The organism is Acinetobacter sp. BD54 (assembly GCF_044778325.1).
In the GTDB taxonomy this organism is placed as follows: domain Bacteria; phylum Pseudomonadota; class Gammaproteobacteria; order Pseudomonadales; family Moraxellaceae; genus Acinetobacter; species Acinetobacter baumannii.
In genome coordinates, this window is sequence record NZ_JANJEP010000005.1 from 252,547 (window position 1) to 278,788 (window position 26,242).

General features: G+C 39.2%; 23 protein-coding genes. 13 read left to right on the forward strand and 10 right to left on the reverse strand.

The genetic code is table 11. The features are described from left to right. The first annotated feature begins 443 nt into the window (after window positions 1–443). From NQ782_RS10500 to blp2, 6 genes are all read left to right on the forward strand, one after another. Window positions 444–1,475 carry a substrate-binding domain-containing protein gene (locus NQ782_RS10500; protein WP_001238906.1) on the forward strand — a complete coding sequence of 344 codons (1,032 nt, stop codon included), beginning with the start codon at window positions 444–446 and terminating at the stop codon, window positions 1,473–1,475. Window positions 1,476–1,575: 100 nt separating this feature from the next. Then, the gene (gene pstC / locus NQ782_RS10505; protein WP_001050723.1) at window positions 1,576–2,955 is read left to right on the forward strand and encodes a phosphate ABC transporter permease subunit PstC; all 1,380 of its coding nucleotides are present in this window, start codon (window positions 1,576–1,578) and stop codon (window positions 2,953–2,955) included. Continuing rightward, window positions 2,952–4,349, forward strand: coding sequence for a phosphate ABC transporter permease PstA (gene pstA / locus NQ782_RS10510; RefSeq protein ID WP_000107954.1), 1,398 nt, complete (start codon window positions 2,952–2,954; stop codon window positions 4,347–4,349). Before pstC ends, pstA begins: the two co-directional genes overlap by 4 nt. A gap of 13 nt (window positions 4,350–4,362) precedes the next feature. After that, the gene (gene pstB / locus NQ782_RS10515; protein ID WP_001091975.1) at window positions 4,363–5,265 is read left to right on the forward strand and encodes a phosphate ABC transporter ATP-binding protein PstB; all 903 of its coding nucleotides are present in this window, start codon (window positions 4,363–4,365) and stop codon (window positions 5,263–5,265) included. A 146-nt stretch (window positions 5,266–5,411) separates the two neighbouring features. Then, complete coding sequence (gene sohB / locus NQ782_RS10520; protein ID WP_000897185.1) at window positions 5,412–6,374, forward strand: protease SohB; 963 nt, start codon at window positions 5,412–5,414, stop codon at window positions 6,372–6,374. Window positions 6,375–6,649: 275 nt separating this feature from the next. Continuing rightward, window positions 6,650–8,836: an Ig-like repeat protein Blp2 gene (blp2, locus tag NQ782_RS10525; protein ID WP_057094201.1), complete on the forward strand. Its 2,187-nt coding sequence runs from the start codon at window positions 6,650–6,652 to the stop codon at window positions 8,834–8,836. 43 nt (window positions 8,837–8,879) lie between these two features. On the opposite strand, the gene NQ782_RS10530 is transcribed toward blp2, so the two are convergent. From NQ782_RS10530 to NQ782_RS10570, 9 genes are all read right to left on the reverse strand, one after another. Then, the gene (locus tag NQ782_RS10530) at window positions 8,880–9,521 is read right to left on the reverse strand and encodes a DUF2238 domain-containing protein (RefSeq protein ID WP_000570324.1); all 642 of its coding nucleotides are present in this window, start codon (window positions 9,519–9,521) and stop codon (window positions 8,880–8,882) included. Window positions 9,522–9,603: 82 nt separating this feature from the next. After that, the gene (purB, locus tag NQ782_RS10535) at window positions 9,604–10,992 is read right to left on the reverse strand and encodes an adenylosuccinate lyase (RefSeq protein ID WP_000993080.1); all 1,389 of its coding nucleotides are present in this window, start codon (window positions 10,990–10,992) and stop codon (window positions 9,604–9,606) included. 54 nt (window positions 10,993–11,046) lie between these two features. Beyond that, window positions 11,047–11,781 (reverse strand): high frequency lysogenization protein HflD, encoded by a 735-nt coding sequence (hflD, locus tag NQ782_RS10540; RefSeq protein ID WP_000229971.1) that lies wholly within the window; start codon window positions 11,779–11,781, stop codon window positions 11,047–11,049. 13 nt (window positions 11,782–11,794) lie between these two features. Continuing rightward, on the reverse strand, window positions 11,795–12,928 hold the full coding sequence (gene mnmA, locus NQ782_RS10545; protein ID WP_001187604.1) for a tRNA 2-thiouridine(34) synthase MnmA: 1,134 nt from the start codon (window positions 12,926–12,928) through the stop codon (window positions 11,795–11,797). A gap of 4 nt (window positions 12,929–12,932) precedes the next feature. Further along, on the reverse strand, window positions 12,933–13,421 hold the full coding sequence (locus NQ782_RS10550; protein ID WP_057094203.1) for an NUDIX hydrolase: 489 nt from the start codon (window positions 13,419–13,421) through the stop codon (window positions 12,933–12,935). A gap of 119 nt (window positions 13,422–13,540) precedes the next feature. Continuing rightward, the gene (locus tag NQ782_RS10555) at window positions 13,541–14,086 is read right to left on the reverse strand and encodes a gamma carbonic anhydrase family protein (RefSeq protein WP_001107199.1); all 546 of its coding nucleotides are present in this window, start codon (window positions 14,084–14,086) and stop codon (window positions 13,541–13,543) included. 99 nt (window positions 14,087–14,185) lie between these two features. Beyond that, the gene (gene dacC / locus NQ782_RS10560; RefSeq protein ID WP_057094205.1) at window positions 14,186–15,334 is read right to left on the reverse strand and encodes a D-alanyl-D-alanine carboxypeptidase PBP5/6; all 1,149 of its coding nucleotides are present in this window, start codon (window positions 15,332–15,334) and stop codon (window positions 14,186–14,188) included. A gap of 126 nt (window positions 15,335–15,460) precedes the next feature. Continuing rightward, window positions 15,461–15,883: an MCR_0457 family protein gene (locus NQ782_RS10565; protein WP_000480885.1), complete on the reverse strand. Its 423-nt coding sequence runs from the start codon at window positions 15,881–15,883 to the stop codon at window positions 15,461–15,463. Between the two features lie 147 nt (window positions 15,884–16,030). Further along, complete coding sequence (locus NQ782_RS10570) at window positions 16,031–16,402, reverse strand: MCR_0457 family protein (RefSeq protein WP_004739539.1); 372 nt, start codon at window positions 16,400–16,402, stop codon at window positions 16,031–16,033. 102 nt (window positions 16,403–16,504) lie between these two features. Here NQ782_RS10570 and surE point away from each other — a divergent pair, with 102 nt between their 5' ends. The 3 genes from surE to NQ782_RS10585 all read left to right on the forward strand — a co-directional run bounded on the left by surE (window position 16,505) and on the right by NQ782_RS10585 (window position 19,248). Next, a complete protein-coding gene (surE, locus tag NQ782_RS10575; RefSeq protein ID WP_001023216.1) occupies window positions 16,505–17,272 on the forward strand; it encodes a 5'/3'-nucleotidase SurE in 768 nt (255 codons plus the stop codon). Window positions 17,273–17,386: 114 nt separating this feature from the next. Next, window positions 17,387–18,217, forward strand: coding sequence for a peptidoglycan DD-metalloendopeptidase family protein (locus NQ782_RS10580; protein WP_000550750.1), 831 nt, complete (start codon window positions 17,387–17,389; stop codon window positions 18,215–18,217). Window positions 18,218–18,318: 101 nt separating this feature from the next. Then, complete coding sequence (locus NQ782_RS10585; protein WP_000886770.1) at window positions 18,319–19,248, forward strand: LysR family transcriptional regulator; 930 nt, start codon at window positions 18,319–18,321, stop codon at window positions 19,246–19,248. A 57-nt stretch (window positions 19,249–19,305) separates the two neighbouring features. On the opposite strand, the gene NQ782_RS10590 is transcribed toward NQ782_RS10585, so the two are convergent. Continuing rightward, window positions 19,306–21,924 carry a Lon protease family protein gene (locus NQ782_RS10590; RefSeq protein WP_000192279.1) on the reverse strand — a complete coding sequence of 873 codons (2,619 nt, stop codon included), beginning with the start codon at window positions 21,922–21,924 and terminating at the stop codon, window positions 19,306–19,308. A gap of 166 nt (window positions 21,925–22,090) precedes the next feature. On the opposite strand from NQ782_RS10590, the gene NQ782_RS10595 reads away from it, so the two are divergent. The 4 genes from NQ782_RS10595 to rpmE all read left to right on the forward strand — a co-directional run bounded on the left by NQ782_RS10595 (window position 22,091) and on the right by rpmE (window position 26,207). Then, on the forward strand, window positions 22,091–24,280 hold the full coding sequence (locus NQ782_RS10595; protein ID WP_057094207.1) for an AmpG family muropeptide MFS transporter: 2,190 nt from the start codon (window positions 22,091–22,093) through the stop codon (window positions 24,278–24,280). Window positions 24,281–24,282: 2 nt separating this feature from the next. Further along, window positions 24,283–24,684: a lactoylglutathione lyase gene (gene gloA / locus NQ782_RS10600; protein ID WP_001242511.1), complete on the forward strand. Its 402-nt coding sequence runs from the start codon at window positions 24,283–24,285 to the stop codon at window positions 24,682–24,684. 133 nt (window positions 24,685–24,817) lie between these two features. Beyond that, on the forward strand, window positions 24,818–25,789 hold the full coding sequence (locus tag NQ782_RS10605; protein WP_169518026.1) for a bile acid:sodium symporter family protein: 972 nt from the start codon (window positions 24,818–24,820) through the stop codon (window positions 25,787–25,789). Between the two features lie 193 nt (window positions 25,790–25,982). After that, the gene (gene rpmE / locus NQ782_RS10610; RefSeq protein ID WP_001200845.1) at window positions 25,983–26,207 is read left to right on the forward strand and encodes a 50S ribosomal protein L31; all 225 of its coding nucleotides are present in this window, start codon (window positions 25,983–25,985) and stop codon (window positions 26,205–26,207) included. Window positions 26,208–26,242: the final 35 nt, after the last annotated feature.

Genomic DNA, 26,242 nt, shown 5'->3' on the forward strand with positions numbered 1-26,242 from the left:
ACAGTGATATTGCGGTTATCTGACATAAGGCAGGTAACCGTTTTTGTTTTGTCATAATATTTTCATGTTCGGGCGAAATAATTTTTTAAAAATAAAGGTGACACGTAAAAAATTGAGAATTGTGTCAATAAAATAATTTTGTAGCATCAATTCATTAAATTACTTAAGTTTTTATAATTTAAGCATAATTACAATTTTATTATTTTAAACGTTTGTCATATTTCCCATTAAATCTAAATATCAAAGGACTTATAAAATCATCTTAAATAATTGATATAAAATAGATTTAAAAATGTGACAATGAACATTACAAAAATCATGAAAGCGTCATAATACTGTAACTTATTTGTCATATTTTCTATTCACAATGCAGCTATCGAAGAGCGTACAAGCACTCAACAAAAAGTGACGTACAACCTATTGCATTAATGAGAGAGAACAGAATGCGCTTAAATCCACGTCAAATCGCAATTGCATTAGCAGTAACTGGGGCCGCTGTAACAACGACTGCAAATGCAGCTCGTGATACGATTCAAATTGCTGGTTCTTCAACTGTATTACCATTTGCCAGCGTTGTAGCTGAAGAGTTCGGTAATACATTCCCTCAATTTAAAACTCCTGTTGTAGGTTCTGGTGGTTCTTCTGCTGGTTTAAAACAGTTCTGTCAAGGTGTTGGTGACAACACAATCGATGTTGCAAACGCTTCTCGTAAAATTAAAAGTACTGAAATCGAAGCTTGTAACAAAGCTGGTGTAAAACAAATTCAAGAAATCAAAATTGGTTATGACGGTATTGTGTTTGCCTCTAGCTCAAACAAAGCAGCTTATAAATTAAAACCTTATCATGTGTTTGCTGCTTTAGCTGCACAGTTACCTTCAAAAGGTAAATTGGTTCCAAACCCTTATACAAACTGGAACCAAATTGACAAATCACTTCCTAATGAGCCTATTACGCTTGTTATTCCTGCGTCTAACCACGGTACACGTGAAGTTTTCCAAGAGAAAATGGTTGAAGCTGGTTGCGAAGCGTATGAATACTTCAAGAGCCTAGACAAAGACGCTCAAAAGAAAGCATGTTCTACTTTCCGTAAAGACGGTCGTGTAATTGAAATTGCTGGTGACTATACAGAAACTCTAGCTCGCTTAAAAACTTCTCCAAGTGCAGTAGGCGTATTTGGTTTAAGTTTCTATGACATGAACCGTGACAAGTTACGTGTAGCGACAGTAAACAACGTAGTTCCTTCTGAGAAAACTGTGTTAAATGGTACATACCCTGTATCTCGTCCACTATACTTCTATGTAAAAGGCGAGCACTTAAAATCAGTTAAAGGTTTACCTCAATACGTAGAATACTTCCTAAGCAAAAAAGCGACTGGTAAAGGTTCTAAAGCTGAGCGTGATGGTTTAATCGCGATGTCTGATGCAGAACGCGCTAAAGTTTTAGCTGACTTTAAAGCAGGTAAAACTGTTAAATAAGTTGGTTTGAATAGGGGCTGGTGATCTCAAGCGATCATCAGCCTTTTTGTCTAACACGTTTTTCCCAAATTATGACAATTGAGAAAACAGTGGAGAATACATGAATCTGCTACTTATCGGTGTGTTGTTAGCCCTTGTGGCAATTGCATATCAACTTGGGCTGAGAAAGAGCCGCCACCTAGCAGGTAAGGGAAGCAACTCGGCGACATTACATTCTCGTCCTGGTTATTATGGCGCACTGGTTGGGCTTTGGTGCGGTATCCCTGCTTTTTTAATTTTGATCATTTGGAACTTGGTTGAGCCAAGTATTTTAAATCATATTATCTTTAACAACGTACCTGCTTCTGTGACAGCTTCTCTAGATGAAGCAGCAAGAAGTGTACTTGTTGATCGAGTTCAAGCGATCGCTTCTGGTTTTGGGGTAAGTGATCATCCCGCGGCTTATGAGTTGGCTGCTGCTCAGCAATATGCAAAATTTCAAACCATTGGCTCTTTTGCCAAATTTGCTGTTGTTGTCTGTGCCGCTTTGTTGGGCTTAGTGTGGGCAAAGAAAAAAATCAGCCAAGAATATCGCGCACGTAACCAAGTTGAGCGTGCAATTAATGTTGGTTTGATTTTATGTTCTGGCGTTGCAATTTTAACCACGATCGGCATTGTAATGTCGATGTTTGGTGAGGCAATGCATTTCTTCCATTTTGTAAGTCCAATCGACTTTTTCTTTGGTACAGAATGGAACCCTGGCTTTAGTACTTCAGGTAATGCAGAAGGTAGTTATGGTTTATTACCATTACTATGGGGCACGCTCATGGTCAGTGGTATTGCCTTATTAGTTGCTGTACCTGTTGGCTTAATGATTGCTATTTATTTAGCTGAGTATGCTTCGCCGTGGTTACGCTCATGGGCAAAACCTACCATTGAAGTTTTAGCGGGTATTCCAACAATTGTTTATGGTGTTTTTGCCATGATGATTATTGGGCCATTCTTTAAAGCTGCTGGTGCGTATGTCGGTATTGAAATTAATGCAACCAGTGCTTTGACTGCCGGTTTTGTAATGGGAATTATGATTATCCCATTCGTTTCATCTTTGTCTGATGACATTATTACTCAAGTTCCTCGTGCACTTCGTGATGGTTCGTTAGGACTGGGCGCAACCAAATCAGAAACGATTCGCCAAGTGGTTTTACCGGCAGCTTTACCGGGTATTACAGGGGCATTTTTATTGGCTGTTTCGCGTGCCGTAGGGGAAACCATGATTGTGGTTTTGGCAGCAGGGAACAGCCCACTTCTACATGCAAATCCGTTTGAAGCTGTTTCGACAGTTACCGTAACCATTGTAAAACAGTTAACGGGTGATACTGATTTTGCGAGCCCACAGGCCTTGGTGGCATTTGCACTGGGTTTAACACTCTTTGTGATCACTTTAGGATTAAACATTGTTGCACTGTACATTGTGCGTAAATACCGTGAGCAATACGAATGAGTACATCAAATACATCGTCTCCTATGGATCAGAACGTATTTGATCCACAAGCTGCTGCTCAGGCACGTGATCGCCGTAAAAAAGTGATTGAAAAATCACTGGCTAAACGTCACCGCAAAGAAAAAGCTTTCCGCTTTGCAGGTTTGTCAGCAGTTGTTATTGGTCTTGCATTCGTTGCGCTACTGTTTGGCAGTATTTTGGCAAAAGGGTTACCAGCATTCTGGCAAACCAGTATGAATGTACCAGTCTACTTCGATCCTAAAGTAATTGATGCAGGTCCAGTGCCGGTACGTACACAAGGTGAAACACCTGCACATTATCAAGAGCGTTATGTCGATTGGCAAACGAAAATGGGTATGGTCGATTGGGATAGCCTGATCGTAAATGGCATGATTGCTAAAGATCCTTCACTTGCATCACAACGCGATTATTTAAGTAGCCTTTATGCAAGTTCTGAAGCTTATCGCTTACGTGATATGGTGTTTGCTGACCCATCACTCATTGGGAAAAAAGAGAACCTAACTTTCTTGGGTGATGCCAATGTAGATGTATGGCTGAAGGGTAATATTGACCGCTCATTACCAGACGATCAACAACAACTTGATCCGGAAATCCGCAAGTTGGCAGATGACCTTAAAGCAAAAGGTGTACTTGAAAATACCTTTAATACGACTTTATTTAAGAATCCTGACTCTCGTAGTTCACCAGCGATTAGTGGTCTTGCAGGCGCATTCATGGGTTCATTATTCATGATGCTGATTGTGATCATTATCTCGATTCCAATCGGTGTTGCCAGCGCAATCTATCTTGAAGAGTTTGCTCCAAAGAATGTCATTACAGACATTATTGAAGTCAACATTAATAACCTTGCTGCTGTACCTTCAATCGTGTTTGGTTTGTTGGGTGCTGCAATCTTTATTGGTTGGATGCATTTACCGTTGTCAGCTCCTTTCGTCGGTGGTTTGGTATTAAGTTTAATGACACTACCAACAGTCATTATTACAACACGTGCTTCTTTAAAAGCTGTGCCACCTTCAATTCGACAAGCTGCCCTAGGTTTAGGTGCGTCTAAAGTACAAACCGTTTTCCATCATGTTTTACCGCTAGCGTTGCCCGGCATCATGACGGGTGCAATTATTGGTGTTGCACACGCACTCGGTGAAACTGCACCTTTACTTTTAATCGGGATGAGTGCATTCGTTGCAAGTGTTCCAACCACCCCATTTGATCAAGCAACTGCTTTACCTGTCCAAGTTTATCTATGGCAGGGTAATGAGTTGCGTAACTTCTTCGAAGGCCGTACTGCTGCTGCGATTATCGTACTTCTTGCATTAATGATTGGTTTAAACAGCCTTGCAATTTGGTTACGTAAAAAGTTCGAAGTGCGTTGGTAATAGAGGATAAATCATGAATACTATTGATATTACGAATTCCTTAGAAAAGGATAAGTTAGTGAATACTGAACAATCTCAACTTACAGATACACAACTGCATCATGGCACTTCGTACGTTTCGCATTTTGAACCACATACTTCAAAAAAGCCAAACTCAACCGAAATCAAGATCAGTGCACAAGATGCCCATGTTTATTATGGTGACTTTGAAGCGATTAAAGGCATCGATTTAGATATTTATCAAAATGAAGTAATTGCATTTATTGGGCCATCAGGCTGCGGTAAATCGACTTTCCTGCGTACTTTAAACCGTATGAACGACACGATTGATGGCTGTCGTGTGACAGGTAAGATCACTTTAGATAACAAAAATATCTATGATCCAAATCTGGATGTTGTATTACTGCGTGCACAGGTTGGTATGGTGTTCCAAAAGCCAAATCCATTTCCTAAATCTATTTTTGATAACGTGGCATATGGTCCGAAGCTACACGGTTTAGCACGTGACAAATATGACCTAGAAGAAATTGTTGAAAATAGCTTGCGTAAAGCAGGTCTATGGGAAGAAGTGAAGGATCGTTTAAACCAACCGGGTACTGGCTTATCTGGTGGTCAGCAACAACGTTTATGTATTGCACGTACAATTGCAGTAAGTCCAGAAGTGATCTTGATGGATGAACCTTGTTCTGCGCTTGACCCAATCGCAACGGCGAAAGTGGAAGAGCTGATTTCTGAGCTTTCTGATCAATACACAATCGTTATTGTAACGCACTCGATGCAACAAGCAGCTCGTGTTTCAGACCGTACAGCTTACTTCCATTTAGGTGATTTGATTGAAGTAAACTCTACAGAGAAAGTATTTACTCAGCCTGACCACCAATTGACAGAAGCGTACATTACTGGCCGTTTCGGTTAATTGATCGTTGTAATAGAAAAAGAGCCTAGTGCTCTTTTTTTATTTAATAAATGAAAATGGCTCTATTTTGCAAAATCGCTATTGAATTTTAATTAAAAGAACCACATCTTAAGGCTATAAAGACAAACTTATGAGCATAGAATTTTATGTTATTCCATTTGCCTAAACTCCCTGCGGAAATACGTGTCAGTCATTTAAATGCACGTGTAAATGAACAGAGAAAAAAAATTGCACAAACCACAGCAAGCCGTTTAGAGCTTTTACAATTGGCTCAACAACTTGCAAAAGAAGCTAAAATTCGCCGTAAGAACAACCAGAAAATTTTTGTTTTAGATTTTAAAGGTGACATTCAGGCATCTGCGGTTGAAAACCTTCGTGAAGAAATCACCCTTATTTTAGCAACGGCTAAAGCTGGACGTGACCGTGTTGTGGTACGTCTTGAAAGTCCGGGTGGTATGGTTCATGGATATGGATTGGCGGCAGCTCAATTGGTTCGTTTGCGTGATGCAGGTTTTCATTTAACGATTTGTGTCGATAAGGTCGCGGCAAGTGGCGGCTACATGATGGCTTGTATTGCAAATGAAATTATTTCTGCACCGTTTGCTGTCGTGGGTTCGATTGGTGTCGTGGCTCAGGTACCAAATTTTAATCGTCTTTTAAAAGAACATAACGTGGACTTCGAACTTTACACAGCAGGGCAATATAAACGTACTGTCACCATGTTTGGTGAGAATACTCCTGAAGGTAAGGCGAAGTTTGAAGAAGAGCTACAACAAACGCATGTGTTGTTTAAGCACTTTGTAGAGAAATATCGTCCACAGCTTAATGTAGACAAGGTTGCTACAGGTGAACATTGGTATGGTCAAGATGCACTTGATTTAAACCTTGTAGATAAACTACAAACTTCCGATGAGTATCTATTAGCGTTGTTACCTCAGCATGACGTATATGTAATTAATACCCGTAAAAAAGCAACTTTGGGTGAAAAATTAGGTTTGCAAGCAGCTCAAATGGCAGATAGCCTGATTCCGGCTGTAATGAATAAAGTGGCTGATACTTTAGCAAAAGCGAATTCAACTTTAGTTCAAATGCGCGATACTAAATTTTAATTAAGATATATTTTCAAATTAAAGAGTGCCTTTTAGGGGGGCTCTTTTTTATGCAAAAGGTTAAAAGAATTTGATTTGAATTGCCGGAACGACAATTCATTTTTATAAAAAATAGATATTGAATAAAGATTCAAAAAAAATTGTTGATAAATATACTTATTGAATTGTGATAAATAAGTGATTTTGATATTTTAGGCAACAATAAAATAGCTTTTAGATGATCCATTTAAAAGATAAACATTTAAAAATATAACTGAAATTTAGGACAGGAAATAATGACAAGAATAATTGTAGCATCCAAAGAGGGTTTGGACGTTCTGCAAGATGGTCAGCTCAATAAGGTGGTTTTAAACCAACCTACTATTATTCAAATTGGTGTAAGTCAAAAAGATATCGCATCGATGGAAAAGCAGGGTGGAAGTCTAGTCATCCATTTAAAAAATGGAGAAACAATTGTCTTAGAAAATTTCTTTAATGAAGCAACGAATACAACAGAGCATTCACTCGTTTTTCCAACTGAACAAGGAAAATTTGTTGAAGCACAATTTGATGCTCAAGGTAAGGTTATAGATTATAGAGGCTTAAATCATGTTACGGATTTGGCCTATACCAGTACGAGTCCTTCAGCCGCAACAATGGCAGTTGATAATGATCCAAGCTTTTCAATGGGTAATGTACTAAAAGCAGGCTTAGCAGTTTTAGCCGCTGAAGGTTTATATCTTTGGGCATTTGATAAAGATGATAAAGATGATTCACCCAGTACTCCCGATTTAATAGCACCTGCTGCTCCTACAGCTACACTTTCTGATGATACTGTGACAGTGACTGGCAAAACTGAAGCAAATGCGAAAATCTACATTAAAGATGCAGCAGGCAATACAGTGGCCTCAGGTGTTGCTGATGCGAGTGGAAATTACACGATTAAATTAGATAAGCCGTTAGTGAATGGGGATAAATTAAATGTTATTGCCCAAGATGCGGCTGGAAATAATTCTAAAGTTACTGTGGTAACAGGAACAAAAGATACAATTGCCCCAGATGTTCCACAAGCTCAATTGAGTGATGATGGTTCCTTAGTGACAGGTAAAGCAGAAGCAAATGCAAAAATCACTGTTTATGATGCCACTGGCAAAGTATTAGGAACTGTTTTTGCGAATAAAGATGGTATTTATTCTTTAAAACTTACTCCACCATTAACCAGTGAAGCGGGCGGTAAAGTGATTGCCGAAGATGCTGCGGGTAATAAATCTGAGGAAGTTAAAATTATTGCAGGTAAAGATACCATACCACCAGCATCTCCTTTTGTTGAAGTAAATAAAGAAGGATCGGTAATCCATGGTAAAACTGAAGCAAATGCAAAAGTTCAAATAAAAGATGCCGATGGTAAAGTGATTGGAAGTGGGACCGCCGATGCTCAAGGTGAATTTCAAATTACACTTTCACCTGCTTTAAAAGAGGCGCAAAAGGGCACAGTGGTTGCGGAAGATGCTGCTGGTAATGTATCTAAACCAGTTGAAATTACGCCAGGCTTTGACTCGATTGCACCAGATAAACCGACTGTTCAAATTAATACAGATGGTACTTCTGTAACCGGTACGGCTGAGGCCAATGCCAAAATTGAAATTAAAGATACAACAGGGAAGATAATTGGTAGTGGAACAGCGGATGCGAATGGAAAATTTACAATTTCTATTTCACCAGCTTTAACGGATAATAAACATGCTTCGGTATCAGCTATAGATAATGCTGGAAATAAGTCTGAAGTTGTTGATATTGTAGGTACAAAAGATACAACACCACCAGCAAAACCTATATTAAATAGCGTAGATGATGATGTAGGCGCTGTTAAAGGAGCTATAACGGCTGGTTCTGAAACTGACGATGCTAGACCAAAACTTACAGGCTCAGGTGAAGCAAATGCAACTCTTACGATTTATGATAATGGTGTTGCAATTGGAGTTGTGACGGTAACAAGTGGTAGATCTTGGTCATTTACATTTGATAAAGACTTAGCTCTTGGTAAGCATTCTATTACTTTGACTCAAACTGATGCGGCAGGCCTTACCAGTGAGGCAAGTTCTCCATTTACCTTTTATGTAGTTGCACCGAAAGCTGCGAGCCTGTCTGAAACTTCAGTAGATACTTTAAGTACAGAAGGGCCATCTTTGGCAGATAGTGTCGGACTGCATACTTTAAAGGCAGCGCAAAGTACAACAACTGAGACGAATAACCCGCAGAAATCGGTTCCTTTAGATGATTTATTAAAAAGTTCTACGGCTAGTGAATCAGACCCAATCGCAAAGCTTCTCTCATCAACAGCGTTAAAAACGACTCAGGCATCTGAGCCAAACGAAGTAAATGCATCAGTTGGTCAGACAACATCAAATCCTGATCATCCTTTACCTGATACAACTTCTTCGGTTTTACAAAACCTTTTAGATCAAACTTATCCAGTTGTTTAGGGTATTTGAGACAACATGTAAAAAGCGCTCAATGAGCGCTTTTTTAATTTATTGTTTGATTTTTTGGTGTTGTGAGAAGAGCGATTAGCCCATAGAGGATTGCGCCAATTGTAGCGAGTAACATGTCTTTATGTGCATCCCACATATCACCTTGTTGCCCATTATAATTTTCAGCTTGTTCAGGTGATAGCCCGATTGCAATTACCCATTCGATCAGTTCATAAAAGACACTAGACGCCATCACAAACTGGACTACAAGTAAGAATAAAGAAAAAGGACGTGCAGTGGGTAACCATACTTGGAATACACGATAAATAAGAGGATAGAGCAAAACACCATAGGCAAGATGAACTAAACGATCATACATATTGCGGGACCAGCCCATATATTGATCTAGGTTGAAATGGAACACCTGTTGTATCCAGTCATTGTATGGAACGTAGGAGTAGAGATAGTGAGCACCAATAATATGGATTAATAAAAACAATAGATAAAAAGTAAAACTTAAGAAATCGAGACCAATTTTTTTGAAAATAATAAAAAGCAGAATCACCATAAAAACAGTGCCAGCTTGATGAAGCAAATAAGCCTCAAACTCAAGTGGTTGAATACCTGAAATGATAATGGCAATAAAAAGCAGGCCAAGCGCAATATAGTGTTTAACTTTGAATTCTTTTTCGATCATTTTATAAATAAGTCTTTATTCTGATTTGTATGAGTGTAATAAAAAAGCGAAGCCTAAGCTTCGCTTTTTATAACTTTTTTAATTAGATTTTGCTAATTAATTCGTTAATTTGTTTAGCTTGTTCAGCAGCATTACCTGTGTAAGTTGCAGGTGTAAGCTCAGCTAAGCGAGCACGCTCTTCACTTGGTACTTGAGCAAGTTCGTTACCATTTACGAAGTCAACCATCATGTCACGCGTCATTGCTTGACCACGAGTTAATGCTTTTAACTTCTCATATGGTTTTTCAACGTTATAACGACGCATAACTGTTTGAATTGGCTCTGCAAGAACTTCTTGAGCTTGGTCAAGATCTTCATTTAAGCGGTTTGCATTGAGTTCAAGTTTACCAATACCTTTTAAGCAAGCATCAAAAGCAATTAAGCTTTGAGCAAAACCAACACCCATGTTACGAAGTACAGTTGAGTCAGTTAAGTCACGCTGCCAGCGAGAAATTGGTAATTTTTCGCCTAAGTGAGCCAACACTGCATTTGCAATACCTAAGTTACCTTCAGAGTTTTCAAAGTCGATTGGGTTAACTTTGTGCGGCATAGTTGATGAGCCAACTTCACCTTCTTTAAGTTTTTGCTTGAAGTAACCTAAAGAGATATAACCCCATACGTCACGGTTAAAGTCGATCAAAATTGTATTGAAACGACGTAACGCGTCAAATAATTCAGCCATGTAGTCGTGTGGCTCAATTTGAGTTGTATATGGATTAAATGTTAAACCTAAAGATTCAACAAAAGCTTGTGAATGCGCTGGCCAATCCACATTTGGATAAGCAGAAAGGTGAGCATTGTAGTTACCTACTGCACCATTGATTTTGCCTAATAATTCAACATTTTCAAATTGTTTGATTTGGCGAGCTAAACGATATGCAACGTTCGCCATTTCTTTACCCAAAGTTGTTGGGCTAGCAGTTTGACCATGTGTACGAGACAACATCGGTTGTTCAGCATGAGTTGTAGCTAAAGCAGAGATTGCATTTAAAATTTGCTTCATGCTTGATACTAAAACTTCACGACCGTTTTTAAGCATAAGTGCATGAGACAAGTTATTGATGTCTTCTGATGTACAAGCAAAGTGAATGAACTCACCTGCATTTTGTAATTCAGCAATACCTGCAATTTTCTCTTTCAAGAAGTATTCAACTGCTTTTACGTCATGGTTAGTTGTGCGTTCAATTTCTTTAATGCGGTTCGCATCTTCTTCAGAGAAGTTGCTTACGATTGCATCTAGAGCTGCATTTGTTTCAGCTGAGAAAGGAGCAACTTCAACAATTTCCGGACGGTTAGAAAGCGCTTGTAACCAACGCACTTCCACAGTGACACGAGCATGAATTAAACCAAACTCAGAAAGAAAAGGGCGTAGCGCATCACATTTGCTGGCATAACGTCCATCTAATGGTGATAGTGCGGTTAAAGCGTTCATAACGATTCCTTAATGCTGGAATAAACATAAAACAAAAATAATCTCGTTACAGCCTTAGATAACTTGGTACTGTAAACGAGCAAGTGCTTGAATATCCTGTAGCAATTTACGTTTGCTAAAAATCATGTTCCATGAACTACCGCCGAGTTGTCGCCATAAATGGGCCATTTGTAGCCCCGTAAACAGACAAGCACGAATACGGTTGGTATGGTTGGTATCTTTAAATGCCTCAGCATTACCACGAACAAGAATACGTGGATTAATCTGTCCGGCAGTATCAACATAGGTTTGCGCCAAATTGGCTAAAATACTTGGATGTAAATAGTTATTATCAAAAAAAGAAAGCTGTTTTAAAATTTTCTGCTGCGCTTTTTCAATAATCGCCACATATTCAGGATTGCTATAGACCTTTTTCTCTAACTGCAAAAGTGACATCGCATAAGACATTGGAAGTTTTGCACTACGCATTTTAGGCAAACGAGATTTAGGCGCATTGGTAAAAGGCTGAGTGATACAATTTTCAAGAGTTTTAAGACCCAACGAAATATCAGCCAATTGATTAAAAAAATCCAACGTCTGAACAGCATTATTATTTGTTGTAGGGCGAATATTTAAACTCGCCTTTATTAATAACTCAAAATAAAAGTTACCACTTTCACCAATACTTTGCTGACCTGTCATGGCGGTCATATGCGTAAGCTGGGTCGCTTGAAATACCCCAGCCAAGGCAAGGGCACGGTTTTGGCGAACATTCAAGGCTTGTGATTGTTGAAAGGGTAACTCCACCATGCCATTCATTCCCTTAAATAAAATTTGGTGTAGGGGCGTTTGTATGGTGAATAACACCCCCGCCTAGGCAAACTTCATCCGAATAAAATACAACACTTTGGCCTGGTGTAACTGCACGTTGAGGTTCATCAAACTCAACACGAACACCATGCTCACTATTTTCATCAATAAACACTGTACAAGCTTGATCAGGCTGGCGATAGCGTGTTTTAGCGGTGCAACGTAATCCTTCAGCCGGAATATTTTGCTCGCCTGCTACCCAGTCAATGGCCTCACTCCAAAGCTGTGTACTTTGCATAAGTGGGTGATCATGTCCTTGGCCGACCACTAAACGGTTATTGGCAACATCTTTATGAAGTACAAACCATGCACCTTCTGATGCACCTTTCATACCGCCTAGACCAATACCGCCACGTTGACCGAGCGTATAGTACATCAGACCGTGATGTTCACCAACTTCTTTGCCGTTATCAAGTACAATTTTACCTGGTTGAGCGGGTAAATATTGTTTAAGGAAGTCATTAAAGCGACGTTCACCGATAAAACATATGCCAGTTGAATCTTTTTTCTTCGCAGTTGCTAAGTCTAGTTCTTCGGCAATTCTACGAACTTCCGGTTTTTCAATTTCACCTACCGGAAAGAGGGTTTTATTAATTTCACGGCCATGTACTGCATGTAAGAAATAAGTTTGGTCTTTATTGTTATCTAAACCACGTAATAAAGGTGCATATGCTTCACCTTTAGAGTTATAAGCAGTTTCAGCACGACGAGCATAATGACCTGTTGCAATAAAATCTGCACCTAAGGTCATGGCATGATCTAAAAATGCGCGAAACTTAATTTCTTTATTACATAAGATATCTGGGTTTGGAGTGCGACCGGCTGCATATTCAGCCAAGAAGTGTTCGAATACGCGGTCCCAATATTCCATAGCAAAGTTTGCAGTATGAAGTTTAATACCGATTTTATCTGCGACTGCTTGAGCATCGGCTAAATCTTCCATTGCCGTACAGTATTCCGTGCCGTCATCTTCCTCCCAGTTTTTCATGAAAAGGCCTTCAACTTGATAACCCTGTTGAAGTAAGAGCGCCGCAGAAACAGAGGAATCTACGCCACCAGACATACCGACGATGACACGTTGTTGCATAGGACTAGGCATCCAAATGAGAAGTTAATGAGGAAGAGAAAGGGTGCTCATAAATAAGAGCTAAAGGATAATGTTGTCCTTTCATGGCGTCTTCAATGGCTTTAATGACAAGAGGACTACGTGCACGGGCAGATTCTTTAAGTTCATCTAGAGTCATCCAGACAGCAGAAACAATACCTGTATCAAGTTTTGGGTCGCTTTCGACGTGGGTCACATGCGCTAAAAAGCAGAAGCGATAATAAGTACGGTCCGGAAACATAGGGGGGGTATAAGTATAAATACCAAGTAGGGCATCTATATCTATATGATGTCCTGTTTCTTCAAGCGTTTCACGGATCGCTGCTTCTGTTAGTGTTTCACCACATTCCACATGACCAGCAGGTTGATTAAACACTGTGTGTACAAAACCTTCGCTATGTTCTTCGACAAAAAGATAGCGTCCATCTTTTTCTACGACTGTAGCGACAGTGACATGAGGAGTCCATGCGGCCATAAAAAAGCACCATGAATTTAAAAGTCGTATAATACGAAATTTAGGGGTTTTTGGCTACGGTCATCTTACAAACGATAGAGCATGCGAAGAACTCTATCGTTTGAAAAACTCGATTTGTTTTAATTTATTTGATTATCTTTATGGTTATTTTGCACTTTTACATAATGTCTTGCTGAGTAAGGTAAAAATGCCAATTCTTTTTCGGTTAGAGGACGTACTTGTTGTACGGGGCTTCCAACATAAAGATAACCACTTTTTAAGACTTTACGAGGCGGAACTAAGCTTCCCGCACCAATCATCACATCATCTTCAATAACAACATCATCTAAAATAACCGTATTGATCCCAACCAAAACTCGGTTGCCAATTGTACAACCATGTAAAGTCACATGATGGCCTACTGTCACATCTTCACCAATAATAAGAGGTGAACCATTAGGTTTGGCATCATTTTTATGGCTGACATGTAGCATACAGTGGTCTTGTACATTACTGTTTTTGCCAATTTGAATACTGTTTACATCTCCGCGAATGACTGCAAAAGGCCACACCGAAACATTTTCGGCCAATTTAACATCACCTACAACCACGGACATTTCATCAATGTAACAGCTTGGATCAATTTGTGGGTGATGGTCTAAATAAGGACGGATGTTTTTTGCCATGAGAAGTATCAATAGAAAATTTAGTAAAAGTATAAAATAAAAAAGCACTCACGCTAATAGCATGAGTGCTTAATTCAACTATTCTAAAATTATTTAAATTTAGAATAAGTTGCTGAAGAATTGTTTGATATGGTCAATTAAACGTGCGAAGAAACCAGCTTCTTCAACAGGTTTTAAAGCAACCAATGGTTTTTCAGCAATAACTTTACCATCTAAACTTGCAACAAGCTTACCAACGACTTGACCTTTTTGAAGTGGTGCATTTAGGTTCGGTTGAACAACCAATTGAGTTTTAATGCCGTCCGCTTTGCCTTTAGGCATAGTTACATTGAAGTTTTTAGCTAAACCAACCTGAACTTCATTTTCTTTACCAAACCAAACTTTAGCTTTTGCAAGAACTTGGTTTGCAGGTTGTACATTTGCAGTTTCAAAGTTTGCAAAACCCCATGCCAATAGTGCACGAGTTTGGTCAGCACGTTCAGACATGCTTGGTGTACCAAAAATAACTGAGATTAAACGCATTGGACCGCGTTTACTTGAAGTCGTTAAGCAGTAACCAGCTTCATCAGTATGGCCTGTTTTTAAGCCATCAACACTTGGGTCAGTGTAAAGTAAAGCATTACGGTTACCTTGTTTGATACCGTTAAATGTGAATTCTTTTTCAGAATAAATCGGGTAGTATTTTGAGCTGTCTTTAATAATATGTTGTGCTAAAACAGCCATATCTTTTGCAGTTGAGTAATGACCTTCAGCTGGCATACCTGTTGAGTTAATAAACTGGGTATTGGTCATTCCGATACGTTTTGCTTCTTGGTTCATCATGTGAGCAAAAGTACCTTCATTCCCAGCAATATGTTCAGCCATTGCTTTTGATGCATCATTACCTGACTGAATAATAATACCGCGAAGCATTTCTAAAACAGTTGCTGTGCCATTTAATGGAACATACATACATGATTCAGAACTACTGCCTTTACACCAAGCAGATTCGTTCATACGAACCTGTTCATTTTCGGTAAGCTCACCTTTTAATAATTTTTGTTCAATGATGTAGCTTGTCATCATTTTAGTCATAGAAGCAGGAGCAAGCTTTTCATTTTCATTTTTAGAAGCGAGAATTTGTCCTGTCTCGTAATCCATTAATACATAAGACTTATTATTTAATTCTGGCGGAGCTGATAAGACAGTTGCTGCATAAGAAAAACTTGGTAAGAGGAGGAGTGCAGCAATAGCGCTTTTTCGAGTCATTCTAGGTAATTCCAATATCTTGTATGAAGCAGAAGAGCCTAGCATTTTAGGATAAAGCAAAGCCGACTTCTATGGGGGAAGTCGGCTTTTTCAAACAGTATTGTAACTAGAGAGTTTTTAACTAATTTAGTTTTGCGATTGATAAGCTTTCACGTCTTGGCAAACTAACGTATTTTGTTCGTTACCAGCAGCTTTTGCATCATTACGTGCTTCTTTTAAGACTTTCTTGAAGCTCTTGTCTTTACTACGTTTTTCTAAAGCGGCAACTGGATCGGCTTCATTTGGCAAATAGTCTTTTACAAGACGCTCATAACCTTGAGCAAATTCGGCATCTTTTTTACCAATTAAACTTGGGCAAATTTCAGAAAGTACTTGAATTGCTGCTAATTCTTCCGGTGTAGTACCTTTGGACGGTGTAACTTCAACAACATTTTCATTTTCAGTTTTCTTTTCAGCTGTTTTTTTCTTGTCAGCAGCATAACCCACTGTTGCCATTGTCATGAGTAAAACAACAGAAAGTGATTGAACTAAGCTTTTTTTCATAAACATGGATAACCTGAAACCAAAATTTGAAATATGTCGATAGCTTAAACAATTTAAACGCTAAAAAAATGGAAAAAATGTATTGTTATGTAGGTTTTCTGCTTTATCTCAACAGAAAACCCCAAATATAAGCGTACTGATTGAGCTAAGCTCTTAATCTTTGTAATTTACCACTTCCTCACAAAGTTCATGTTGTTCGTGGTGATCCATTTCTTTGGCAGCCTGACGTGCTTCACTTAACAGGGTTTTATATTCTGAATCATTTTGCAGCGCAGAGAAGGTAAGTGATTTATTGGAATAACCACTCAGGTACATTGCAATAATCTTTTGAGTATTGGTTTCAAGTTTTTTATTTGCACCAACAAAAGTAGGGCAAATTTCCTGTAAGACTTGAGTCGAGGCAATGTCATCTTTAATTAAGCTGTCAGCTTCTTGTGTTGAGATACCCTCATCAGCAAAAACCGCTTGAGTACACAATGTGATACTGATCCCCAATACTTGAAAAAAAGGAGCGAAAGTTTTCATTTTTTCACAATTTTATAATGCTATGGAGGCATAAATATATATAATTCAACAAATAATTCAATTGAGAAAACCTCTGGGTTTATTTGTCGAGAAAGATTTTTTGTGAATATTTTAATTGCCAATGATGACGGTGTATTTGCACCAGGTATACAAGCTTTAGCTGACGCGTTAAAACCACTAGGCCGTGTTGTGGTGGTTGCTCCAGAAAGTGAAAGAAGCGGGTTTTCGAGTGCTTTAACTTTAGATCGTCCTTTACGTCCTATTCAAATTGCTGAAGATGTATGGGCTGTTAATGGAACACCAGCCGATTGTGTTTATTTATCCATGAATGGATTATTTGATTTCGAATTTGATTTGGTTGTTAGTGGAATCAATAGTGGCGCAAATTTAGGCGATGATGTTTTATATTCGGGAACTGTTGGTGCAGCCTTTGAAGGTCGTTTAATGAAACAACCTGCAATTGCGGTTTCTTTGGCTGGGCCTGATGTACGTTCATACGACCATAAAGATGATTATGCGCAAGCAGCTAAATGGGTACATGACTTTATCGCAAAAGGACTACCTGCACTGCCACCGCGACATATTTTTAATATTAATATTCCAGATGTACCTCAGCTTAAAGGTACACAAATTACTTACCAAGGCCGCCGTGCCCAATCTAAACCTATCACCAGCCATGTAGACCCTAGAGGAAGACAGGTGTACTGGATTGGTCTTGCGGGTGAGGCGGTAACTGATCCACAGCGTATTGCTAGCCAAATTCAATCTGATTTTTTTGCGGTCGCGAATGGTTTTGTGAGCGTGACGCCAATTCAGATGGATGCAACAAACTATGCGGTTTTAGAAGATTTGCAGGCCAGTTTGGGGTAATAAACTGAGCCGAATGTTATAACTTTGTGAATAAAGAAAAAGAGGAACATGTTTCCTCTTACTTTTTTGGTACTCTTAGCCGAAATGATTTGTAGCATTTAGTGAGGGAGATCGATGCATTTAACTGGGCAACAAAGCAGATTGCATATTCAAAGAGACAAAATAATGAAAATTATGATGTTGTCTGTAGCTGTAGGTTTTACTGTTGCAATGGCAGGATGTGCTTCTAAACCACAAATTAATAATAGTTCTCGCTATGCAATGGCTCCTAACTATTACACGGTCCGTTCAGGTGATACTTTAAGTGGTATTGCAATGCGTTATGGTCTGGACTATCTCAGTATTGCAGAGATGAATGGTATTGCACCGCCATATCGTATTTATGTTAATCAATCATTACGATTGAAGAAATCTTCTTCACCAAGAACTGTGTCGACACAAGTCATGGCGCAACCGGAACCAATTAAGCGTCAAACAATTGCTTTACCGACAACTACTGCACCAACCACAACCACTCCACCGCCAGCAACTGTTGCGCCATCAACCAATACAACAGTGGGAGCATCTATTCCAAGCTCAAGCTTACGTTGGGTGAAACCAAATAACGGTCCGGTTATTCAAGGCTTTAATTTGGCGAATAATGTCAAAGGAATCCGTTACGGTGGTAACCAAGGTGACCCGATTTATGCGGCGGCTGATGGTCAAGTTGTATACGCAGCCGATGGTCTGAAAGAATATGGTAACTTAGTTTTAATTAAACATATTGATGGTTACATCAGTGCGTATGCCCACAATAGCAAGATGATGGTGAAGAGTGGTGACAATGTAACCGCAGGCCAAAAGATTGCTGAAATGGGGTCTTCAGGGGCATCTCGCGTTATGCTTGAGTTCCAAATTCGCCTTGACGGTAAACCGATCAACCCTGCAAATCTTTTACCAAATTAGCTAATGCATTAAATATAGGTTTCCTCGTATAATACAATTGGTTGCTTTCATTACAACAATAAGCATTTTTTATAAATTTAGAATTAGATTTGAGGAAACCTATGTTAGATCAGCTTCGTGCGATGGGTGTTTTTGCTTGTGTGGTTGAAAAAAGTTCATTTAGTGGTGCGGCACGTGAATTAGGCATTACAACAAGTGCTGTAAGTCAGCAAATCCGTTCTCTTGAAAATGAAATGGATGTAATTTTATTACATCGTTCTACGCGAAAACTTAGTTTGACTGAAGCAGGGCAGGCTTTTTTCTCAAGTTGCCAAGAAATGTTGGCAGCAGCAGAAAGAGGCAAAATCAGAATCAATGAATTGCGAGATGATTTGATTGGTGACTTGCGTATTGCAACTACCCCTGATTTAGCGGTTCAGCACATTATTCCTGCTTTATCTCACTGGATGTCTGCCCATCGTGGTCTATCTGTTCATTTTGAAGTGGGGCATCGATATATCGATTTAATCGAAGAGCGAATTGATATTGCAGTGCGCATGAGCTCTACCGCGGTAGAAGAGAGTGACTCTGTTATTCCTATGGCTTTTGTCGATCAGATTTTGGTAGCCTCTCCCAGCTATCTCAATCAAACAAGCCCGATCTTGCATCCAAATGATTTAAACAACCATGAGTTGCTTTCTATCAATGCAATGAATGACTCACGTAGTTTTAATTTTCAGCACGCTAAAACTGGTGAAAAATTAAATATCGAGATGGCAAGCCGTTTGCAAAGTAATAATTTACAAGTGGCTAAAGCGCTATGCCAGCAAGGGCATGGAATTGCCAGAATTTTATATTTAGATGCTCAAAAAGAATTAAAGAATGGTTCTTTAATTGAAATCCTTCCAGATTGGAAACTCCCAGCTTTCACTTTATATGCAGAGATTGCGAAACACGATCAACAACCAATGAAAATTCAACGTTGTGTCGAAGCGCTTAAGCAATACTTTAGTCAGTTGGCTGGCGGAAGAGCAATGCAGATTGTTCGTTAATTTTTACCTTATTCATAAAAAAGGGCTTGTTATTACAAGCCCTTTTTTATGTCAGTTTTATTTTTGCTTCAGCGTAGCAACTTCCTCTTGAGTTTCTTGAGGAAGATCATCGGCTGTGAGCTCTTCATGCTTTTTAATTTTTTTCTTATTTTTCTTTTTCTTCTTCGGCTCTTCTTCAACTTCTGCGCCATCTTCGATCGCTTGCCAGTACTCAAGTTGTTCCATTACAGCGGCATAAATAGAATGCTTACTGTATTTGCCTTTTTTGTCGAGGGTACCAACAGGGCGAGCCATTAAAATCTCAAGTGCTTGATCAATTGTATCAATTGCATGGATATGGAATTGACCCATTCGCACCGCATCAATCACATCTTGACGTAGCATCAAGTGTTGCATGTTTTGGCGTGGAATAATGACACCCTGTTTGCCAGTTAAACCTTGTAGCTTACATGCATCATAGAAGCCTTCAATTTTTGCATTTACGCCACCAATTGGTTGAACTTGACCTAACTGGTTCATAGAACCGGTAATTGCCCATGACTGATCAATTGGTAACTGACTAATTGCAGATATTAATGCAGAAAGCTCGGCAACGGTTGCACTGTCGCCGTCCACTTGGCCGTAACTTTGTTCAAAAGCCAGAGCAGCAGAAAAATGTAAAATCTGTTCACGGCCAAAGTGAGCTTTTAAGAAGCTAGACATGAGTAACACGCCTTTGGCATGCAATGAACCGCCTAGTTCTACACTACGTTCAATATCAAGAATATCGCCACCGCCTTGATAAACCGAGGCAGTTAAACGTGAAGGTAAACCAAACTCAACATCTGCATAGTGAATGACAGAGAGGGCATTAATTTGACCTAAACGATGGCCAGAAGTTTCGATTAACTGGGTTCCACGCGATAAATCTTGCCAGTAAAGTTCTCTTAAATAGCCTAAGCGATATTGTCGGTGTTGTAGGGCAAGGTTAATGTGCTGGTCGGTTACCATCTTATCATTGGCTTTAAATGCATGATGATGCGCTTCACGAATAAGATCACCCAACGTTGAAGCATGTAACGACAATGAGCTTTGGTCTTCGGCCTGACGGCTTGAGTCTGTCAGTAATGCCGCTAGAGCACTGCGGTCAAATGGAAGCAGTTTATCGGCTTGTACATAGTCAGCAATCAGCTGCATATAAGCTTGTTCATTTTCGTCATTACGTTGTAATGTATCGGTAAAATCTGCGCGAATTTTAAATACGCTACCAAGCTCTGGTTCTACTTCTAAAATTTCATAATAAATCTCAGGCTCTGCCATCAGTACCACTTTAATATCAAGTGGAATAGCAGCAGGCTCTATCGAGATACTGCCGGTTAAAGTCAACATATGTTCAAGAGAAGAGAGCTTGAGTTGGCCCGATTTTAAGGCACGCTTTAAACCTTGCCATGCATAAGGCTGTTCGAGTAGTTGTTCAGCCTCCAGCATTAAAAAACCACCATTGGCTTGATGTAGGGCACCGGGACGAATAAGAGTGAAATCTGTAGTAATTGTACCGTTGTGGGTGAGTTGTTCTACATGACCCAGCAAGTTGTAGTGCGTTGGGAAATCTTCAAAAATAACTGGCGCACCACTGTTTGGTTTATTTGAGACAATCACATTTGCTTGATAACGCGCCGGTACGCGATTGAACATAGCAGGAGCAAAGTCATCTTCTTCTTGTTCTAAAATTAACTCAACATTGTCAATGATATCTTGAGCATACTGTTTTAAATAATCTTCAAGGCCTTTCACTTGACCATATTTATTTAAAATTAAGTCCATGCGTGGCATAACCACTTGAGTGGCGATGTCTCGATTTAAAACAGAAACTTTGTCGCGTGCGTCATCTTCTAAGTCGCCCAAATGCAGACCAAGACGCTCAAGCTTTTTATCCATATAGCGAATATTGGCTGCAATCTCAGCACGCTGTTTACTATTTAAAGCGTCAATTTCTGTTTGAGTCAGTTCTTGAACCTGATTATCTTTTAACTGTACAGGTACAAAGCCATGTTTCTCATTTCGAGAAATCAATTTTAGATCAAGTTCTTCGCCTTCTTTTGTTAATTCGACAAGTGCCTGTTGCTGTTCATCACCAGTTTCCTGACGGATTCGCTCGATACGGTTATGATAAGTCTCTGCGCTAAAACGGCGTTCAAGCTGCTTTAAAATAATTTGCCAAGTTTGATGAAGAGTTTGTTGAAACTTGATTCCTTGTCCAGCAGGGAAGCGTAGCGCAATGGGCTGACGAGCCTGTTTAAAGTTATAAACATATACCCAATCATCTGGAGTAGGCATTGTTTTGGCATGTTGTTGTAGTAAACGCTTAATCATGGTGCGTTTACCTAAGCCTGCTGTTCCTACCGCAAAAATGTTATAACCAGAGTAGGGTAAGGAAATGCCAGCTTCTACCGAAGCTTTGGCGCGGTCTTGCCCTAAAAAGTTGTTGAGCGGCTTGATGCGTTTTGTTGAGGCTGGAATATTTTCAAAATTTGGAATATGCGTAAGTTGTTCGGGTTTTAACGCTGTTTTATCTAAAGTCATTTTAATATCAGGTTGCTCAAAAGCTGAAGGAAATGCATTTATTGTGACGTTTGTGGTGTTTGTTTTAGCGAGTGATAAAGTTGAAGATGTCACTTGATCAAGTTTTTGTGTCACTGTTGATATCCAGCAAAAGAAAACGAAGGTTGAAGATTAAAGGTATACAGGTTTAGCATAAAATATCAAGCAAACTTGCCGTTTTTATCATCAAAACAAAACTTGATTGCATAAAGAATCTTGAAAGCAATTGTAAGAAGCGATTGAATAGGCGCATTTATAATTTATGGAAAATAAAAAACGAATGACCACACAAACCTCTGGTTGGGTCTCGGCGTTTAAAGCATTTTTAGACCGTCGTGCATTAATTATGCTATTTCTGGGTTTTTCTGCCGGAATACCCATTTTATTGATTTTCTCTAGTCTCTCTTTATGGTTAGGTGAGGCAGGGATTGATAAAAGTGCAGTTACTTTTTTCAGTTGGGCGGCTTTAGGATATTCCTTTAAATTTGTTTGGGCTCCTTTAATTGATGAGTTACCTGTACCAGTTTTGACTAAAGCTTTAGGCCGAAGACGTGCATGGTTGCTTATTGCGCAGTGTTTAATCGTACTTGCGATATGTACAATGGCTTTTGCCGACCCTGCTTTAGGTCACAGTTACCTTGTTCAAATGGCAGCAGGCGCAGTTTTACTTGGCTTCTCGGCTGCAACGCAAGATATTGTGATTGATGCTTATCGTATTGAGCTGGCTGAAACTGAAATGCAGACAGTGTTGGCATCAACTTATAATGCGGGTTACCGGATCGGTATGATTGTAGCTGGTGCTGGTGCATTATTCTTAGCGGCGCATTTGGGGACCGCAAAAGGAAATTATATTTACGAGGCTTGGAAGACGACCTATTTAACGATGGCAGCAGTCATGTTGGTCGGTATTATTACAACTTTACTCGTTCGTGAACCTAAAGTTGATCGTATATATAAAAACTATAAATCAAGTGATTATTACCGTCTGGTTTTAGTATTTTTTATTGCAGTTATTTCATTTGTATTAACCTATATTTACTCAGGCCAAGTTACCGAAGCAATTTCAAAAGCTGGCAATATTCAAGATAGTGCTGCTTTATTTGGTTTAGAAGCTTTAAGGTTCTTAACGGCGACAGGCGTTGCCATTCTAGCTGGTTATCTATTAGTAAAAATAGGTGTGGTGAACCAGCAAATGGCTAAGGAAACTTGGATTGCCCCAATTCTGGATTTCTTTAAACGTTATGGTGTCAAACTTGCCTTAGTACTTCTATTCTTGATTGGGTTCTTCCGTATTTCAGACATTATTGCTGGTGTGATTTCTAATGTCTTTTATCAAGATCTGAACTTTAGCAAAGAACAAATTGCTGAAGCCGTAAAAGTTTATGGTGTTATTTTCAGTTTGGTGGGTGGTTTCTTAGGTGGCTTATTAGCTCAACGTATGAACATCATGAAACTGATGTTCGTTGGTGCTGTATTGGCAAGCTCTACTAATCTCATTTTCATTGGCTTAGTAAAATCTGGAAAACCGCTTGATATGGTGGATGTCCAAATTGGGAATCACCCTTATAAAGTGAAGCCAGATGAAGTGGGGTATTGGAAGCTAAAAGTGCCAAGCTCAAGTTTTAATGGCACCCAACAAATTGATGTAAAAGCTGGTTATGCTTTGCAAGATCAACAAGCCGAGACTATCGTTCGGGCTCAACCTCTAGTGACAACTCATTCTGAGAGTGTTCCTTTACAAATTTTACCTTTAATGGGAAGTGATCAGATATCGGCTAACTCTTCCGAAGGCAGTGTCGTGATTCGTGGGCAGTATTTTGGTAAAGCCTTATCACCTACTCAAAAGATTGTGGTGAATCTTGATGGACAAAATTTTGATGCAAAAATGACAGATCAAAAGGGCGTGTTTAACGCAGCAATTGATATGCAAAAATTATTGTCATCACCAAGTAAGCAACTTACTGCTTCAATTGTCGATGGAAATCAAAAAATATTATCGATTGCTCACCATTATGAAGTCGCTTCAAATTCTGTACCAAAACCTGAATTAGATGTGAATATCGATCCTTTACCGTACATTGATACTCAATCAGGTCAAGAAGTTGAGATTAGTGGTAAAGTCATTAAACCTTATAGCTCACTATGGCTTTATTTTGCCATTGTTGTTGATAATATGGCTTCAGGCTTAGCCGGTGCGGCATTTATTGCGTTCCTTTCAAGTTTGACCAGTGTGTCATTTACTGCTGTTCAATATGCGATCTTTAGCTCACTTATGACCCTTACCCCAAAACTTTTAGGTGGATATTCGGGTACCATAGTGAGTAATATTGGATACCCAAACTTCTTTTTGATGACCACAATGATCGGGATTCCAATCTTAATTTTAGTTATTTGGGTTGGAAAACTGCTTAAAGATCATCAAACACATGACATAGAAAAGGCAGGTGAATAAACATGCGAATGCTTCATACAATGTTGCGAGTAGGCAATTTAGAACAATCTTTAAAGTTCTATACCGAAGTATTAGGGATGAAGTTACTTCGTAAGCGTGATTATGAAGAAGGTCGCTTTACACTGGCATTTGTTGGTTATGGCGATGAAGAAAATAATACCGTGCTTGAACTTACTCATAACTGGGATACCTCAAGTTATGATTTAGGAAATGGCTATGGTCACATTGCGATTGGTGTTGAAGATGCTTATAAAGCATGTGAAGAAATCAAAGCACGTGGCGGTAAAGTCGTTCGTGAAGCTGGCCCAATGAAGGGTGGTGTAACGGTGATTGCATTTGTTGAAGATCCGGATGGCTACAAAGTCGAGCTTATTCAACAAGACGCAAATGCTAGAAATAATTAAATAAATGACTCAGGCGCTTTAAGATTTAGGTCTTAAAAGTCTAGCTTTATTTTTATAGCCCAGTATGATGAAGGCTTGACCAAATGGTCAATTTATCAACTGGGCTTTTCTTTATCTAAAATAATCATAGGATGTGAACATGCTGAAGTTCTTGGCACTTGATCGATTTACAATTTTGTTGGTTGGCATGGTACTACTAGCAACTTTTTTTCCAGTCAGTGGTCAAGCTGCGCAGTATTTCAATACATTAACTACAGTCGCGATTGCTATTTTATTTTTCTTGCATGGTGCCAAGCTGTCTCGTGAGGCAGTCATTGAAGGTATTTTGCATTGGAAAATGCACTTACTGGTATTTGCAATTACATTCTTTATTTTTCCTGCTATTGGTTTATTGGCTAAACCTATTCTTTTACCTCTATTAGGGCAGCAGCTCTATTGGGGTTTTTTGTTTATGTGTTTCTTGCCATCTACTGTTCAGTCTTCTATTGCATTTACTTCAGTTGCAAAAGGGAATGTAGCGGGGGCAGTATGTAGTGCATCTTTCTCAAACTTGGTGGGTATGTTTATTACGCCGGTTTTAGTCAGTTTCTTTATTTTAGGACAAAGTCAGCACGGATTTGATCCTACATCTTCAATTATACAAATTACTTTGTTGCTATTAGTGCCTTTTGTTTTAGGGCAATTACTTCGTCCCTATGTTTTTCCATATATGGCAAAAGTACCAAGTATTGTAAAAGCATTTGACCAAGGTTCAATTTTGATGGTGGTCTATGGTGCATTTAGTGGGGCAGTGGTTGCGGGGCTTTGGCATCAGGTGAGTTGGAAAACCTTACTGCTTTTGACCATTGCTTGTTCTGTTTTACTCACCATTATTATGCTGCTTGCACTTTATTTACCGCGCGTTTTTGGTTTTAACCGAGCTGATCAAATTACAGTGTTCTTTTGTGGCTCAAAAAAGACCTTGGCCAGTGGTGTACCTATGGCACAAATCTTATTTATTGGCCAACCTTTAGGTATGATCGTTTTACCAATTATGATCTTTCACCAAATCCAGTTAATGGTCTGTGGGGTCATTGCAAATTACTTGGCTAAATCCCAAGATTAATTCGCAAAAAAAATTTATATGACGTATAATACTGCCCACTTGTTGTGCTTAGCTCTAACCCTTGAGGTTTCGGTGGGCCAAAAGAATGGTCTGTTGTGGTGTTGATCTGCTTGTAAAAGCTTTCCTCAATTTAATTGAGAGTGATCAATTGCGATGACAGCTTAAGCCTTTCTTCAATTAGGAGTAATCGACGATGCGCGCCGATATTCACCCAAAATATGAAAAATTAGTTGCAACTTGTTCTTGCGGTAACGTAATCGAAACTCGTTCTGCTTTAGGTAAAGAAACTATTTACCTTGACGTATGTTCAGCTTGCCACCCTTTCTACACTGGTAAACAAAAGAATGTAGACACTGGTGGTCGTATCGACAAATTCAAACAACGTTTTGCTGGTATGTCTCGCTCTATCAAGCGTTAATACTTCAAAACGAAACAAAAAACGGGCATAAGCCC

What these genes read in the sequence shown, in the direction of transcription:
- NQ782_RS10570 (WP_004739539.1), bottom strand. Translation starts at nt 16,402, where the DNA reads ATGAAAACTTTCGCTCCTTTTTTTCAAGTATTGGGGATCAGTATCACA.
- purB (WP_000993080.1), bottom strand. Translation starts at nt 10,992, where the DNA reads ATGAACGCTTTAACCGCACTATCACCATTAGATGGACGTTATGCCAGC.
- blp2 (WP_057094201.1), top strand. Translation starts at nt 6,650, where the DNA reads ATGACAAGAATAATTGTAGCATCCAAAGAGGGTTTGGACGTTCTGCAA.
- pstB (WP_001091975.1), top strand. Translation starts at nt 4,363, where the DNA reads ATGAATACTATTGATATTACGAATTCCTTAGAAAAGGATAAGTTAGTG.
- NQ782_RS10580 (WP_000550750.1), top strand. Translation starts at nt 17,387, where the DNA reads ATGCATTTAACTGGGCAACAAAGCAGATTGCATATTCAAAGAGACAAA.
- hflD (WP_000229971.1), bottom strand. Translation starts at nt 11,781, where the DNA reads ATGGTGGAGTTACCCTTTCAACAATCACAAGCCTTGAATGTTCGCCAA.
- NQ782_RS10550 (WP_057094203.1), bottom strand. Translation starts at nt 13,421, where the DNA reads ATGGCCGCATGGACTCCTCATGTCACTGTCGCTACAGTCGTAGAAAAA.
- NQ782_RS10555 (WP_001107199.1), bottom strand. Translation starts at nt 14,086, where the DNA reads ATGGCAAAAAACATCCGTCCTTATTTAGACCATCACCCACAAATTGAT.
- pstA (WP_000107954.1), top strand. Translation starts at nt 2,952, where the DNA reads ATGAGTACATCAAATACATCGTCTCCTATGGATCAGAACGTATTTGAT.
- mnmA (WP_001187604.1), bottom strand. Translation starts at nt 12,928, where the DNA reads ATGCAACAACGTGTCATCGTCGGTATGTCTGGTGGCGTAGATTCCTCT.
- NQ782_RS10585 (WP_000886770.1), top strand. Translation starts at nt 18,319, where the DNA reads ATGTTAGATCAGCTTCGTGCGATGGGTGTTTTTGCTTGTGTGGTTGAA.
- rpmE (WP_001200845.1), top strand. Translation starts at nt 25,983, where the DNA reads ATGCGCGCCGATATTCACCCAAAATATGAAAAATTAGTTGCAACTTGT.
- NQ782_RS10500 (WP_001238906.1), top strand. Translation starts at nt 444, where the DNA reads ATGCGCTTAAATCCACGTCAAATCGCAATTGCATTAGCAGTAACTGGG.
- sohB (WP_000897185.1), top strand. Translation starts at nt 5,412, where the DNA reads ATGTTATTCCATTTGCCTAAACTCCCTGCGGAAATACGTGTCAGTCAT.
- NQ782_RS10565 (WP_000480885.1), bottom strand. Translation starts at nt 15,883, where the DNA reads ATGTTTATGAAAAAAAGCTTAGTTCAATCACTTTCTGTTGTTTTACTC.
- NQ782_RS10595 (WP_057094207.1), top strand. Translation starts at nt 22,091, where the DNA reads ATGGAAAATAAAAAACGAATGACCACACAAACCTCTGGTTGGGTCTCG.
- dacC (WP_057094205.1), bottom strand. Translation starts at nt 15,334, where the DNA reads ATGACTCGAAAAAGCGCTATTGCTGCACTCCTCCTCTTACCAAGTTTT.
- gloA (WP_001242511.1), top strand. Translation starts at nt 24,283, where the DNA reads ATGCGAATGCTTCATACAATGTTGCGAGTAGGCAATTTAGAACAATCT.
- NQ782_RS10530 (WP_000570324.1), bottom strand. Translation starts at nt 9,521, where the DNA reads ATGATCGAAAAAGAATTCAAAGTTAAACACTATATTGCGCTTGGCCTG.
- pstC (WP_001050723.1), top strand. Translation starts at nt 1,576, where the DNA reads ATGAATCTGCTACTTATCGGTGTGTTGTTAGCCCTTGTGGCAATTGCA.